This window comes from Leptothoe sp. ISB3NOV94-8A (assembly GCF_043421595.1).
Taxonomy (GTDB): domain Bacteria; phylum Cyanobacteriota; class Cyanobacteriia; order Phormidesmidales; family Phormidesmidaceae; genus Leptothoe; species Leptothoe turfae.
The window spans coordinates 5702074-5717256 of sequence record NZ_JAXSQW010000001.1 but is presented as its reverse complement, the minus strand read 5'-3'; the positions used below and the strand labels follow the sequence as shown (position 1 = coordinate 5717256).

Below are 15183 nucleotides of genomic sequence, written 5' to 3'. Positions count from 1 at the left end.
GCCTTTTTGCAAAAAGGCCCGGCTGTTTGTTTTTTTTGCTATCCATCCTCCCGATACCACAGGGCTAAGCCACCGCCTCGGCCACGGGCCGCAATGCCCGTCTCAGTTACCCAAAAGTACTTAAAGAAGGCTTGTTCTTTGAGAGATTGCTGGAAAAACTCCTGATCAGCTGCCTCAGGTCTCATTCGACCTTTATATAAAGTGAGGCCACCTAACACAATCTGGATCTGGGTAAAGTCAAATGCTAAGCACCGAGCTTTATGCCAAAATTTGACAGGGCCGGTCAGTTCCAGCTTCAACTGGCCTAGGCTGACCGAATTTTTCACCAGACCTTGATCATCTGCCGTGGCTTGATAGTTGAGCTGAATCTTGATGATTTTAGGCAGATATCGGCCTGCCCCTAGAGCTACCCCTGCTTTCTGGCGTGTTTTTTTGGTGCCTGTGATAAAGCACAGCCGCCAAGTGCCAACTAAGTCAGTTAAGGAATAGCTATGCTTAATGCGCTTTTCTGTGGTTTGTAATGCTGCTACTAAGTCTGTAGCTGGGGGGAGCGCAGCAGATGATGTTCTCTGCGCTCCTGCGGCTTGATCTAAAACGGCTGCACTCTCGTTCATTTTGTTTAGCTAGGAGCTGCGTTGCCAATTTTACCCCTGACTTAGAAATTGAACGTTTTGACAAGCCCGTTTTCTAGAAAATGGTCAAATCCCAGTCAGCATCGGTTAAGCCATCGGTACCTACTAATTGGATGCGGATATCGAGGTAGCGATCGCAATACACCTTACATTGCTTATAGCGTGGATTGGGGCTACCAAAAATAGCATCTTGCTCTGCATAGCCCTTGAGTAGATCAATGCGCTCTACTTCCGAAAGCCTAATCAAATCATCAGTTGATGTCGATACGGTCATAATTTCCCTGAGCATAAAAAGATTCCTTATCAGGCTAGAGCCAACTTTCCAGTAGGCAAGTGACTCTCCCAAAAAGCTTAATCTCTCAGCAAGATAAATGGCCGATCCCCGTCATATCAGACCTATTCGGTTTACATCCCTACAAAATTCTCAGCCTGCTTTCACACGACCTTGTTAAGCTGGGGCGACCTTATAAATTAATCATCTTTGCAATGGTCAGCTACCGTCTTGAGCGCATCCACCTTGAAGTTACTAACGTTTGCAACTTTAAATGTGACTTTTGCCCAGACGCCATCATGGAACGTAAGCGTGGCCATATGGACCTGAGCCTGCTTGAAAAAGCACTAGATGAGATCGCCGAACGGAACCTGGCCAAAATCGTTGCTTTTCACCTGATGGGCGAACCCTTAATCTATCCCCACATTTTTAAAGCCATCGATATGGCATTGGCACGAGGATTAAACCTACATCTCACCACCAATGGCAGCACGTTTCACATCTTTCCTAAACATCGTCAGCAGCTAATTGCCTCCGGTATTCCGAAAGTTACCATCTCGCTACAAACTCCCGATCCAGTCACGTTCATTATTCGGGGTGCGCCCCCCAAGCTCAAACCTGAGCAATACTTTGATGGCATTACCCAATATGTCAGGGCTAACCTCGCCGATTCCACCTCTAAAACCCGGGTACACCTAAAATTCTTAGACACTACACCACACCCATTTTTGGTACCGCACAAACAGATGCATGTGGTCGAAGGCAAGGCCCAGATGCAACAAGAACTAACCGCTTGGGCCGATCGATTACTGGACGGTTGCGATCAACGGCCTAGCGATAATGACCTGCGTCAACGTATTGCCCGCCATAAGCCAGGTCGGTGGCAGGTTATCGAACTTACTCCCAAACTTGCCCTAGAAACATTCCCCCTGGATAGCTGGGGAAATGTGGAGAGCACAGAGGTCATCCCCGCCAAGTTTGGTTATTGCAACGGTACGTCAGACCAAGCAGGCATTCTGTACAACGGCACCGTTGTGCCCTGCTGTAAAGACTACGATGGTCAGATTCCGCTAGGCAATCTGCAAGATCACTCCCTAAGCGATATTTTGGATACACAGCAGCCAGCCTGCGGCCTCCGCCAGGGATTTAACCGTTTCCAAGTCACCAATCCCGTGTGTCAACGTTGCATGGGAGCGGACACATCCCAAAAAGCATTCGTGCGGCAAGTAGGTTCAGTTGCTTACTTTAAGGTGTATAACCCCATCATGAAACGTTTGCAGCCAGGTTGGGGCGAAGTTTAGGGGCTACGCTGAGCGTAGCTGACTTTGCAGCCAACCAGTAGCGCTCTACCTTAGAAAAGCTCGAAGCAGAGGTAAGATAGGGTGTCACTTTACTGCTTAGGTGCCCATGGGACGGCGACTTATACGGATTTTTTTAAACTGGCTGAGAAGAATATTAACTCAGTTTAAAGGAGAACAAAATCGCCGTCATTATCCCTCACCCCCACAGCGACTAACGTCATCAAAGCAACTCCCGCCCCAGATGCCTGTGCAGGAAAATCAGCCAGAACAGGGGCTAACAGATACAACACCGCCCATCAAACAACAACACCAAGCTCCATCACCCAACCCAGCCGCCAACAGGGCAGCCAACTCTTCTAATTTCAGAATATTACTCAGTGACTATCAGTACTCTCCTTGTTCAGCAGTACAAAGTTTAAGCAACCAACTATCTAACCCAACGACTCAACTAAATCGGGTGCAGGAACAACCAAAGCAAACGTTAGATTCAGCAAAAACATTTTTCACTCAAAATAAGATTAGAAGAGACCAGCCAGAACCCCGAATTGTTTCAACAGAGACACCAAAAGAAGAGAGTTTACCTCACGAACACATCAGAAATTTAGAGCACTTTTCTTCAGAGATTACATTCCGCCGCGACACAGACATCGACACCAACAAAACGCAACCATCCCCATCATTACTCGCCATAGATGCTGCTAAACAGCTAAATACTAAACAGCTGCCACAGCCCGAGAAAGCCACGCCAAAATCTACGTCAACACCTACTGCTGACCCAAGAGCCATTACAAAAACGGGGATTGTAAAACTATTATTCAAACTTAAAAAGAACAACCACCATGGTTATATCGCACCCCATGACGGTTCCAGCGACATTATTTTCCATCAAAAATATATTGGCAACGAAGTATTTTGCCAACTAGAGCGGGGCATGGATGTTGAGGTTACCGCCCATATTACTGAAGGCAAGGCCTACGCAGACCACATTCGGATTCTATAGCGATTCTTGAGATGCAACTTTTGTCAAAGAAAGTTAACCATTCCCAATCACTAGTTCGAGTTTTTTGAACTTAAAATTTGGGTTAGTTGTCTTTCTATTTGATTATGGTTGCCATTGCAATAGTCTATTTCTCTGGCCAAGGTCACACCCATCTGATGGCTGAATCACTTGCCAAAGGCGTAGAAGCCACTGGTGAAACAGCTCACCTGCTGCGCATTACGGGTGAGCAAATTGTGAATGGTCGATGGCAGGATGACGCCATCTTAACCACCCTCACTGCAGCCGACGGCATTGTCTTTGGCACTCCTACGTACATGGGAGGTGTAGCTGGGCAGTTTAAGTGTTTTATTGATGCCGCTAGTGCTACCTGGTTTCAACAGGGCTGGAAAGATAAAGTTGCAGGGGGATTTACCCATTCGGCTTCCCCCAGTGGTGACAAGCAAGGCACATTGCTCTACCTCGCGATCAATGCGGCACAGCACGGCATGATTTGGGTCGGCAACGCAGAACTACCCAATCCTGAGACTGGTGTGAATCGCTTAGGCTCTTTTATGGGGTCTATGGGGCAAAGCTATTTGGATATGAGTGGTTCACCTGCAAACGTAGAACCCGGTGATCTAGAATCAGCTCGCCTATACGGACAACGTGTGGTCACTGTGGCACAAAAGATTGCAGCCTAGGGATGAGAGTTATGAGTTTTGTAGACGCTTTAGCAGCTTCCCGAAGGTTATGCTGAATTATGGTTGAACCACCTTGGATAATCACGAAAGTGATGCAGGGCTGAACTTAAAATTCAAAATTCATAACTCTCTCAACTTTGTCCTAAGTCCTTCTCGCATTGTTCTCCCCTCAAAATCCCATCTCGTATTAACGTAGAGGGTGGCACACGTATGCCGTTGTCACAAGGAGTCCATAGGATGATTCAATCTGTACGCACCTCAGTTGATTGGAACCAGCTAGCCGAGCAGGCCCTGGCTGGTCAGATAATTGACCACCAAGATGCATTGAGGGTGCTACGGGCTGATGACACAGAAATTTTGGCACAGTTGGCAGCGGCATACCGGGTACGTCACCACTACTGGGGCAATCAAGTACGACTCCACTTTTTGCTCAATGCCCAAAGTGGTCTCTGCCCTGAAGACTGTCACTACTGTTCACAATCAAAAATCTCATCCGCAGACATTGAAAAATATCCACTGATGGCAAAAGAGCGGATCTTGGCTGCTGCCGATCGCGCCCACCAGCTCAAGGCTGGTACTTTTTGTATGGCTATTTCAGGCCGCACGCCCTCACCTCAGACGTTTGAGAAAATTTTAGATGCAGTACAAGCGGTTAAAGCTGACTACCCAATGCGGGTATGCACCACGTTGGGGCTATTGAATGAGGAACAAGCCCATCAACTCAAGGCCGCCGGAGTTGATCGCATTAACCATAACCTGAATACGGCTGAAGCCCACCATGACGATATCTGCACAACCCATGGCTATCAAGATCGTCTAGACACTGTAAAAGCGGTACAAGCTGCTGGGCTAACCACCTGCTCAGGCGGCATTTTAGGTATGGGTGAATCGGATGAAGATATTATCAATCTGGCAAAATCCCTCCGAGAGCTGGATGTGACCAGCGTGCCAGTGAATTTTTTGATTCCCATCGAAGGTACTCCGTTTGCTAGTCGCAGCGAGCTTACGCCTCAACGTTGTTTGCGAATCCTGTGTTTGTTCAGGTTTTTACTGCCAGCCCAGGAAATTCGGATTGCCGGAGGGCGGGAAGTGCATTTGCGATCGCAGCAACCCCTTGCCTTATATCCAGCCAATTCTATTTTTGTCGGTGATTATCTAACCACAGCAGGCCAAAGTGCCACACAAGACTATGCCATGGTCAGGGATGCAGGCTTTGTCCTAGAATCGCCGGACGGCAGTCCACTGCCAGAAAATATTGCATGAACGTTAGTTGAAGAAAGTCGGTAAACATGAAAAAATGATGTACCAGAAAATACACTGAGCCTTATCCAAGAATTCATTAGCCCGTCAATGAATCTATGGATAACATAGAGATTCCTAAATACAGTCACTGCAACCTATTTCAAACAACTTCTGTTGCTGCCATAAACCTTACTTAAAGCATTGGAAAATACTGCCAATTCATGTGTTGTCTACAGGTATGGAAGAGGCATACTAGAGCAATGCATCTGCTGGTAGTTGATCTACAGCGTTGTTTTCAGCGCTTAAATGTCACACTCCGGCAATAGTTCGGTAGGCAAACAAACTACTCACATCAAACATAAGCACAACTGCTATGCCTCGTCGTATTTTTATTGGTGATATTCATGGCCACTATGACGGTCTAATGCGACTGCTGGAAGCCGTGGATCTAAATCTCCAAGATGAGGTTTACTTTGTCGGAGACCTAATTGATCGGGGGCCTCAGAGCCGTCAAGTCGTTAATTACGTGCGTGACAATGGTTATCGGTGTGTGATGGGTAACCATGAGCAATTACTGCTAGAAGCCTTTCCCAACGGAGAAGCCCATATGCCCGCATTCCAGGGATGGCTTTACAGCGGCGGACAATCTACGCTTTCTAGCTACACCAGCGTTGACGACTTATTTGACCACGTCCACTGGATTCAAGACCTACCGCTCTATATGGACCTGGGAGATATCTGGCTTGTACATGCAGGATTAAATCCCCAACGCACCCTAGAAGAACAAACAAGCCATGAATATTGCTGGATTCGCGATGGTTTCCATAGCCATAAACAACCTTATTTCCCAGATAAGCTAATTATTACGGGCCACACGATCACCTTTACTTTACCGGGTGTCGAACCGGGAGAAATTGCTAGAGGTCCTGGTTGGTTGGACATTGACACAGGGGCTTATCATCCTAAAAGTGGCTGGCTCACAGCACTAGATATGGATGGCTCGATGGTTTACCAGTTCAATGTATTCAATAACATGCTGCGCATACGCCCGATTCACGACGCTGCAGCAACGGTAGAACAACATAAAATTAAACAGCGTTCTAGTCAGTTGGTAAATTCCTAGAATTAATATTCATAAACGTACGAGCAAGGCTGTCACGACGAATTGGCTTACTTAAATAGTCATTCATACCTACCTTGAGACAGTAATCACGGTCTTCAGAACTGGCATTAGCCGTCATTGCAATAATCCAAGGCTGAAGAATTTTCTGGCCCAGCTGGCGAATGCGACGAGTGGCTTCTACACCACTCATTTGTGGCATGCGCATATCCATCAGGATGACATCATAGTCTCCTTGTTCCACCGCTTCAATGGCTGCTCCACCAGTGGCGACAGTATCAGCCTGGTGTCCTAATAATTGCAACATGTGTTGAGCAACACGCTGGTTTACTGGATTATCGTCTGCAATCAGAACCTTCAGTCTCATTAACGATTGATCACCATCCTCAATACACTCTGAGGCAGAATTAATCACAGGTGCAGGAACCGATTTAGGATGAATGTGCATCAGTGCACGATATAAGGCTGCCTGTTTGATAGGTTTCCAAACAATTGCTATGTCAGGTTGTTCTTCTTGACTGAGATTCTCCTTGAGATCTGCCAGCAAAATCAGAGGCATGTTAGGTTTATCCATGGCCTGCCGCAACGATTCGATGGCACTAAACCTATCAATTTTAGTAATTGCAGCATCTAAAATCAGGCTGTCAAATTGTTGTCCTTGCTGAACTAGTAGTAAGGCTTCAGCAACGCTGCGGCAAAAGACAACTTCCATATCTAAAACCTCTAATTGCCACCTCAAACTGGTACGGCGAGTGATGTTTTTGTCAATCACTAAAATACGTTGATCAGCCCAATTAGCTAGGGCTTCAGGTCGCTCTGATTGAACCGTAACAGGATCAACATGGGCTCGAATCGTGAAGAAAAACGAACTCCCTTTGTTAATCTCACTCTCAACCCACAGACGACCACCCATGGTTTCCGCCAGACGCTGGCTAATGGTCAACCCTAGACCAGTACCGCCATATTTACGGGTAGTCGATGTGCTTGCCTGACGAAATGGCTCAAAAATCTGGGCCAGTCGATCCGCCGGAATACCAATACCAGTATCTCGCACAGTAAATAGCAACAGTACGGATTGAGTAGCAGGATGGGCACGACGGATAACCGGGACACCCAGATCATCGCTAGGGGCTAACTGCACCATCACAGCCACCTCACCCTTGTCGGTAAATTTAACTGCGTTACTTAGTAAATTAAGTAAAATTTGTCGGAGTCGAATGGGGTCGCTAATAATCACAGGTGGTGTTTCAGGATCCACCATATAGACAAGATCTAAGGGTTTGTTAGCAGCACGGGTAGCTACTATGTCCAAACTCTCTTCCACGGAATTGCGAAGATTGACTGGATGTTCTTCAAGCACAAGTCGCCCAGCTTCAATTTTAGAAAAATCGAGCACATCGTTGATCAACGCCAACAGGGCTTGACTGCTATTCTGAATAGTCTCACTAAACTCTCGCTGTCTAGGATCCAGGTTAGTTTCTTGCATCATTTCAGAGACACCGATAATGGCATTAAGTGGTGTACGTAACTCATGGCTCATGGTGCCGAGGAACTCATTACGAGCTTGCAAAATGGCACTACTACGCAAGCGATCGGTAAATACAATAAAACTTTCGGTTAAACCAAGCACCAGCATAGGCGCTACCACTGGCAGGGCATAGTTTTGGTATATGGCTAGCCAACAAATAATAAACCAGCTACCTGTACCAATAATCCAGATACCTAACTGAGGTACAAAAGATCGTCCCTGCAATCGCCAACTGATGATGGGGCCGACCAGCAGCAGCATAGCGGCGACGAAATGTGGATTGATTGTTCTTAGCCAATTTTCCTGTAAGAGATTATGTAAAGCAGCAGCATAAACAAAGGCACCTTCGACAGGAGTATCTTTATCAAACGGTGTGCGAATCCATCGGTCTCGACCAGTGGCCATATCACCGATGATGACAATCTTATTATTGAAGTCCTCTACAGGAATCTTTCTCTCTAAAACATCGATAAAACTTCTAAAGGGAAGATCTGCAACAGGGGCTGGCCAATTAAGCAGCATCACCCCATTGTCAAACGAGGGAACATCTAGAATATCCGTTGTCAGGCTGTAGGCTTCAGCTGTTGCTTTTGCAAAGGAACGACTGTTATTAATGTGAATTTTGTGGCGTCGTGTTACACCATCAAAGTCATCACTGTAGTCATCAATATGGCCACTTGCGATCGCATTTTTATAAAGCAAATCATGCGCTTGTAGTATTTCCCCTTCCTCATCAACTGTCTCAGCCAAAACAACGCCCTGATGCGCTGCCATTACCTCAGCCAAGGCAGCATCATCCTTAGTCTTGTCTGGCATCAACACATCAAAAGCAGCCACCCGATTATTACTTTCCAACAAAAATTCTAACAGTTCAACATAGTTAGAGCGTGGTAGTGGGTGGCTTCCTAGTTTCTTTAACGTTCGATCGTCAATGCCAATGACGATGAGTTCATCACTCCACGCCCTTGATCCACGTAATCGAATTAGCACATCACTTGAAATATTATCAAGCGGCTTGATCAGCCCTAGGTAGGACAATGAGACAACAAAACTACTGACAAATAACCCTGGCAACAATGGCTCACATCGCCGCAAGAGTCTCAGCCAGTTAGGGGACCACCAACTCATAGACTTGCGTTTTGCCAAGGGGAGTAACAACAGTCGCCTCAATACGTCGATTAGCAGACAGAGGCAATTCTAATGCGAAGTTCCCCTCAGTATCGATCTCTTGAGTTTCTTCATCAATCACCAATAAATTGACAGGAAAGGTATTTCCTTCTACGACAACAATTGATTCATCCTCACGCCGCTGACGTTCTAACCTTAAAAGGTTAAAGTTAGGCTCCTCAGTAATAGGTACTGGTTCAGAAGGGGGTTCTCCCGGAATCGTAAAATTTTGAAATCCAGTATTTACGGGTACCGATACCCCTTGAGCTTCAGAAGCCACACTACCCTCTTCAACAACAAGTGACGACCGGCCACTGGGTTGAATTGCAATACCAAAATTTGTACCCCGCACTCCATTGATACCGGCTGGGGTGCGAATCTCTAAACGAGAATCAGGATTAGTAAACGGTCTGACAAAGACTCTGGCTTGGCCGCGACTGACATCCAGTTCTGTAACTTTACCGCCCCGTGGAGTAGTGTAGAACTCTATAATACTCAGCAATGTATTTTCAGAGACACTAACAAAACCCACTTGAGTATCGACGGCGAGTCGGGCGAGGGAACCGGCTCCTGTACGTATACCATCACCCACTGCCCCCAAACGCTGACCGGATTGAGCACGTCCCCATTGACTACTCTGTCGAACATCGACGGTACCGCTAAAGCTACGTAATTCTAGCCAGCGGTTTACGCGTACCGAGAGAGGGCGAGCATCTGTTTTTAGGGAAATACTCGCGGCGACCACGGCGAGACCGGTAAGTATTACCAGGCGACGTGGGCGTAAATAACGAGATAACATGTTGCGATTGAGCCCCTTCATCCTGTTAGGTCCTTCTATACATGATGTGTGCACAGATTACCAACAAACAAATCATGGCACGACTGTTTTGCCGTAATCTTAAAGGTCATGCCAATGGCCTGTGGATTCAGGCCATTTGGCCGAAACAGTTGCTATTAAAAGGCATAAGCCGCCTGCCACTAGAAACACCACCAGGAATAACGTTTATCGACCTAATCGGGCACGATGAATGACGCGTACATCGAGCGATAAAGACTCATCAATGGAGTCAACCAGTTCTTTTGCATCTCTGTAGTTGTCAAAAGATGCAACATGAACATAGCTACCTAACCTTGAGGATGTCAAAAACGCGTCAGGAATACAGGCACGAATCGTAGGCAAGCTTTCTTCAAGATCATGGGTTAGCAGCACAATATAGGGCCGACTTGTAACATGGCCAATCACAATTCTGTCGTCATTCTCAAAGGTATTGAACTCTTGGGGAGAGACTAAAAAGTCACAATCCTCAGATTGAGCCGATACACCACCAACCGACAGCATCATAAATGTGCTTGCTGTCGCCAAACAACACATGAACTTTTGAAAACTGTTCAAGCCTGTATCACCAAAGCTAAGAAACACCTAAATAATAACCACATCAGGTGTCCTCACTTCTATAAAAATCCTGCAGAAGCAACCATGCTTCATATTCGGAGGGGGCAAACTATCCCTGTTTAGACATTTCACGGGTTTCTGCCGATAATTTGCCGGATGGTTTGGGGCTAAAGACATGGGCTGCGGTCAGGTGATGACTTGTCATCAATGCTGCGGTCAGCCGCCGATGCCGCAAACGAGTTCTCGCTTGTGTAGGGAGCAGTAGGGAGGATATCACTGCTTGAGGTTCCGAGGGTTGGGGTTTGACCGTTGGTGGCACCTTAGCCATTCCGTTACTCACCCCTGCGGCAAATACCAAAACCACTATCCCCATAGTGAAGGACTGGAGTACTTTGTCCAGCCACGAATGTCGAAAAAAGGCCAGCCACGACGCCTTCTGGTCTATTAATGGGGACATGACTTTATCAAGCTATTCAAAACAAAGATGCTGATGAGCGAGCAAATAGTGACTGGAACTGTAGGGCTCTATCAAGACTATTACAAAATTCAATGTTTTGAATTATAAACTTGCATAAAGTTATGGAACTGCGTCAATATCGAATCCTGGGATCGACATAGGCATTGAGGATGTCAATGGCAATACTGACGAGGGCTACGATGGTGCCAAAGAATGTCATCAACCCTTGCACGACTTCATAATCTCGTTGAGAAATAGCTTCAAAAAATCGATTGGCCAGGCCAGGCCAGGAGAAGGTGACTTCGGTCAGGACGGTACCCCCCAATAGGGACGCAAAGGTCAGCCCCAGAATGGTAATCACAGGAATCAAGGCATTCCTGAGGGCATGGACAGTGATAATGCGAAATTCGGGAATGCCACGGGCACGAGCCGCTTCCACATAATCGGCCCGTAGAGTCTGCTTGAGGTTGACTCGCACCATGCGCTCAAAAACACCGCTAATCAAAATACCGAGGGTCAGGCTGGGTAAGGCTAAGTGATATAGAGCTGTCCCAAACTGAGACAGATTGCCATGGAGTAAGCTATCCAACAGATAGAGGCCCGTAGGCCCATCGGGAGGGGTTTGTAGAAGGGGAAACCGAGTGCCAATGGGAAACCAGCGCAACTGCACGGCAAATACCAGCTGTAGAATCATGCCGAACCAATACATGGGTGTGGCATAGGTGAGAATGCCAAATAGCCTGCCACCTGCATCAATGGGCGTATTAGGACGTGATGCCGCGATCGAACCTACGGTGATCCCCACGATGGCGGCTATGGTCAAGCCACAAAATGTGAGTTCCACGGTGGCAGGGAAATGATCGCCGATGATGTGCCAAACGGTTTGGCCCTGGCTTGCAATAGAGCTACCTAAGTCAAAGCGCAGCAGGTGACCCAGGTAATCTAGGTATTGAAAGAATAAGGGCTTGTCGAGGCCAAGTTGCGATCGCAATGCCTCTTTCGCCTCAATCGGTGCCCTGGGTCCCAACAGCGCGTCCACCGGATCGCCCGGCGTTGCCCGCATCAGCAAAAACACCACCGTTGTGATCGTCCAGATCATCAACGGTGCCAGCATCAACCGCGACAGCACATAATAACGCAGCGCATTAGCCCGAGATGCCATGTATTTCCCCCATATCTAACCCAACCAATTCCCCTGTAGGGGCGTTCCATGGAACACCCCTACACAAGAATTCGCCAAAACCATTTATTTGTTGATTTGCCATAGCAAAAATTGCTGGTTTGGCTCGATCGCCACACCATCCACACCTGACGCAGCAAAGACATAATCTTTGTTTTGCCAGAGTGGAATATAAGGCACATCCTCTACCATCACCTGCTGTAAGTCTTTAAATACGTCACTACGAACCGATTCATCCTGCTCTGCACGTTGCTTAGCCAGCAGATCGTTGGTCCTAGTACTGTAATAAAACGAGCCGTTCCCCTGGGTTGCACCTTTTTCACAGAGCGTTTCTTCAGACCCCTCATTACAGCTGAGAAAAGGCTGCACAAAATTATCCGGGTCAAAATAGTCTGGATACCAGTTAGATAAGACACTGGGATAAACCCCTTTCTCCACGTTTTCCCACAGCGTCGCTGACTCAGCCGTACTCACTTGCACAGTCACCAGCCCTGGCAAATTAGACTCAATCGCTTCTTTTAAGGTGTTAGCCACCACACTACGGGTGGTAGAAGCAGTTGGATACCAAATCTCAAATTCAAGCGGATTCGCCGCCGTAATCCCCGCCTCTTCAAGAAATACCTTCGCCTGCTCATAGTTACCATCGCCATAGGCGGTTTCAAACACCGGCTCATGTACGTCAAAACTCTTGGGGATCAAGCTATAAAGAGGCTCTGCCTGGCCTTGAAAAGCGCGGTCGTTAATGAGATTACGGTCAATCATAGCGGCCACCGCTTTGCGCACATTCAAATCATCAAAAGGCGCAATCTTTTGGTTCAGCGACATATAGTTAACGACGGTTGACCCCGCCTCAATCACATTCCAGCCACCCTGTCCTGCTTCTCGTTCTAAGGCTGCAATTTGGTCGGGATCCAGTGTTTGATAAGCCACATCCAAACCGCCGGAGCGAAAAGTATTGTAGAGATTGGCTGGGCTTGTGAAAATCTGAATATCAATGCCCTCGTTACCCGGTGCTGTTCCCCAATAATCTGGATTGGCATCTAGCTTAATCACATCACTACTAAAGGAAGCCAGCTTATAGGGACCAGAGCCAATAAATTCTTCCGGCTTAAACTGACCATCCCCAATGGTGTAGGTTTCTAGCGGTACAGGCGTCACCCCCCAAAATGTCAGCAGCGATGTAAACGCCGCAAAGGGCTGCTTAAGGGTCATCGTCAGTTCGTATTCACCAGTCGCTTCGACCGTATCAATTTTTTCTGACAGCAAGAACGCGGGACGACCGCCATTATCCATAAAACGCTGAATGGAAAACGCCATCACTTCTGCATTAAAGGCAGAGCCATCGTGCAGCGTCACCCCTTCTCGCAGAGGAACCGTATAGGTCAGGGCATCGTCGCTGACGGTGGGCATATCTGTCGCCAGCTGAGGTTCTAGGGTGGTGGTGCCTGGGGCGTAGGTGTAGAGACGATCCCCCAGGTTATAAAGCAGAATGCCAGGGAAAATTTCATAGGCATCGGCAGGATCCAGGGTACGGGCCTTCAGGGTAGTCCCCATAGCAACACGGCCATCTGAAGTGGTGGGACCAGCTGCTTGCTCACCACCATTACCTCCACAGGCAACGGCCATAATCAGACATAGGCTAAAAAGGCCAATGTAGTAACCCAGTGAGCGCAGTGGTCTTGGCCAACCACGCTCACTCAAAAACTGAACCGACATAGAGGATCTCCGATACGCTAGCCGACCACAGTTGTCTATCCCTGGCCTTAATAGCAGACACAAACACGTGGCCCATGGGTGCTAGTTGTACCATTCTCAGAGGTCGCAAGCAATTAAGTAGGTGACTCAAGACGCGATTATTACTGATATTGCAGGGATTAGACGCTTGCGAAATAACGCTGGTCTTATAAAATGAACATCAAGCTAGACCGCTCGCAGCTTCAACCTGAACGTCTTACTTACTCAACCTTTAATAAGCGCTGATAATTCCTTTTCAAGGGAACTGCTTTGATTTGAGCCTATCGGCCAACTAGTCAAGATTCGACCTAGCAGCATTACTGACCCACTATGGCTAGGAGCCTCTTCCATGCAGACCACAAGTAAATTAGGCTTTCAACCCTCAGGAAGGGTTTATCTTCTCATGGCCATTGCCATCTTTGGTGCGGCCAATGCAGTCACTCGCAAGCTGACTGAACTGGGGGCGATGAACCTAATTGATGAACGTAACCCGATCTCATTTTGCAATGTATTGTTCGTTGGTAATTTATGCGCCCTCATTCTGTTAGCCATTACCTATGGTCGGGAGTGGCGGAAACCAGCATTGCAAAAAATTAATTGGCAAGACTGGCTCTCCATGGCTGTCGTCGCAATCTTAGGAGCAGCCATTGTACCAACGCTTATCTTTACGGCACTCGAGATTACTCCGGTTAACAATGTGATTCTTATCAGTCAGATTGATACACCGCTGGTGCTGGCATTATCGGTTTGGGTGTTGGGCGATCGGGTGAATAAATGGGTGGTTGCTGGAGCCGTTGTTTCTTTTATTGGGGTTGCTCTAACCGTATTGATTCAGCCTGCTGGCACTGAAATGGTTTCCATGGGCATGGGCATGGTTTTAGGCCGTGGCGCTCTGTTTACATTGATAGCCGCTGTGATCAAAGCCGTGGCAAACCTGATCAGCAAAATTAGTCTGCGTGAGATTCCATTGGGAATTTTCAGCGTTTTTAGAATGTTTGTTGGAACTGTTTTCTTCTTTGGAGCCACCGTGGTTCTCTACGGTCCTGAGCATTTTATGGATGTAGGTTCACCTTTTTTGTGGCAGTGGATGCTGTTCTATGCCGCTATCATTGTTGTGGCGGGTCAGTCATTTTGGTTTAACGGTCTGAAACGTAGTACGGCCAGCGAGGTCTCATTTGCCACTGCATTTAATCCGATTGTAGGCATTCTGTCTGCATTTATCCTGCTAGGTGAGGTGCCCACCCTTGGACAGTACTTGGGAGGTGGTGTCATTCTGTGCGGCATTGGATTAAACCAAATTGGCGTACAGCGATTAAATATAATGCGTCCTTCTCAGCGACCCAGCACTAAGGAAATGAGCGAATCTGGTGGATTCAAAGGCGTTTAAGCACGTTCGCCCCCAGGCAAGCACAAGGCCAACCCCTACCTAACCCATGCACGATAGACCAACCCCTACCTAACCCATGCACGATATCCAT

The 15183-nt window shown here is 47.4% G+C and carries 14 protein-coding genes; 6 read left to right on the top strand and 8 right to left on the bottom strand.

Annotated elements, in window-relative coordinates:
• Positions 1-38: 38 nt before the first annotated feature.
• Together SPB21_RS24475 and SPB21_RS24470 are read right to left on the bottom strand one after the other, a co-directional pair.
• On the bottom strand, positions 39-614 hold the full coding sequence (locus SPB21_RS24475) for a hypothetical protein (RefSeq protein ID WP_499867903.1): 576 nt from the start codon (positions 612-614) through the stop codon (positions 39-41).
• Positions 615-687: 73 nt separating this feature from the next.
• The gene (locus SPB21_RS24470; protein ID WP_163666077.1) at positions 688-921 is read right to left on the bottom strand and encodes a hypothetical protein; all 234 of its coding nucleotides are present in this window, start codon (positions 919-921) and stop codon (positions 688-690) included.
• A gap of 197 nt (positions 922-1118) precedes the next feature.
• Between SPB21_RS24470 and SPB21_RS24465 the strand changes: the two genes are divergently transcribed.
• From SPB21_RS24465 to SPB21_RS24445, 5 genes are all read left to right on the top strand, one after another.
• Positions 1119-2204, top strand: a complete 1086-nt coding sequence (locus SPB21_RS24465) for a radical SAM/SPASM domain-containing protein (RefSeq protein WP_163696390.1) — start codon at positions 1119-1121, stop codon at positions 2202-2204.
• Positions 2205-2310: 106 nt separating this feature from the next.
• On the top strand, positions 2311-3204 hold the full coding sequence (locus tag SPB21_RS24460; protein ID WP_499867902.1) for a cold shock domain-containing protein: 894 nt from the start codon (positions 2311-2313) through the stop codon (positions 3202-3204).
• 104 nt (positions 3205-3308) lie between these two features.
• Positions 3309-3884: a flavodoxin family protein gene (locus SPB21_RS24455; protein ID WP_163696394.1), complete on the top strand. Its 576-nt coding sequence runs from the start codon at positions 3309-3311 to the stop codon at positions 3882-3884.
• A gap of 237 nt (positions 3885-4121) precedes the next feature.
• The gene (bioB, locus tag SPB21_RS24450) at positions 4122-5147 is read left to right on the top strand and encodes a biotin synthase BioB (RefSeq protein WP_163659167.1); all 1026 of its coding nucleotides are present in this window, start codon (positions 4122-4124) and stop codon (positions 5145-5147) included.
• A gap of 352 nt (positions 5148-5499) precedes the next feature.
• Positions 5500-6249, top strand: a complete 750-nt coding sequence (locus SPB21_RS24445) for a metallophosphoesterase (RefSeq protein WP_163659166.1) — start codon at positions 5500-5502, stop codon at positions 6247-6249.
• Here the strand turns inward: SPB21_RS24445 and SPB21_RS24440 are convergent.
• From SPB21_RS24440 to SPB21_RS24415, 6 genes are all read right to left on the bottom strand, one after another.
• Positions 6227-8902 carry a CHASE2 domain-containing protein gene (locus tag SPB21_RS24440; protein WP_499059705.1) on the bottom strand — a complete coding sequence of 892 codons (2676 nt, stop codon included), beginning with the start codon at positions 8900-8902 and terminating at the stop codon, positions 6227-6229. The genes SPB21_RS24445 and SPB21_RS24440 overlap by 23 nt on opposite strands.
• On the bottom strand, positions 8883-9761 hold the full coding sequence (locus tag SPB21_RS24435; protein WP_499867901.1) for a FecR family protein: 879 nt from the start codon (positions 9759-9761) through the stop codon (positions 8883-8885). Before SPB21_RS24435 ends, SPB21_RS24440 begins: the two co-directional genes overlap by 20 nt.
• A gap of 183 nt (positions 9762-9944) precedes the next feature.
• Positions 9945-10283 (bottom strand): hypothetical protein, encoded by a 339-nt coding sequence (locus SPB21_RS24430; protein WP_163659163.1) that lies wholly within the window; start codon positions 10281-10283, stop codon positions 9945-9947.
• A gap of 160 nt (positions 10284-10443) precedes the next feature.
• On the bottom strand, positions 10444-10707 hold the full coding sequence (locus SPB21_RS24425) for a hypothetical protein (protein ID WP_163659162.1): 264 nt from the start codon (positions 10705-10707) through the stop codon (positions 10444-10446).
• Between the two features lie 217 nt (positions 10708-10924).
• Positions 10925-11953 carry an ABC transporter permease gene (locus SPB21_RS24420; protein ID WP_163659161.1) on the bottom strand — a complete coding sequence of 343 codons (1029 nt, stop codon included), beginning with the start codon at positions 11951-11953 and terminating at the stop codon, positions 10925-10927.
• Positions 11954-12037: 84 nt separating this feature from the next.
• Complete coding sequence (locus SPB21_RS24415; protein ID WP_499867900.1) at positions 12038-13687, bottom strand: ABC transporter substrate-binding protein; 1650 nt, start codon at positions 13685-13687, stop codon at positions 12038-12040.
• Positions 13688-14054: 367 nt separating this feature from the next.
• Between SPB21_RS24415 and SPB21_RS24410 the strand changes: the two genes are divergently transcribed.
• Positions 14055-15092: a DMT family transporter gene (locus SPB21_RS24410; RefSeq protein ID WP_499867899.1), complete on the top strand. Its 1038-nt coding sequence runs from the start codon at positions 14055-14057 to the stop codon at positions 15090-15092.
• The last annotated feature ends 91 nt before the right edge of the window (positions 15093-15183 follow it).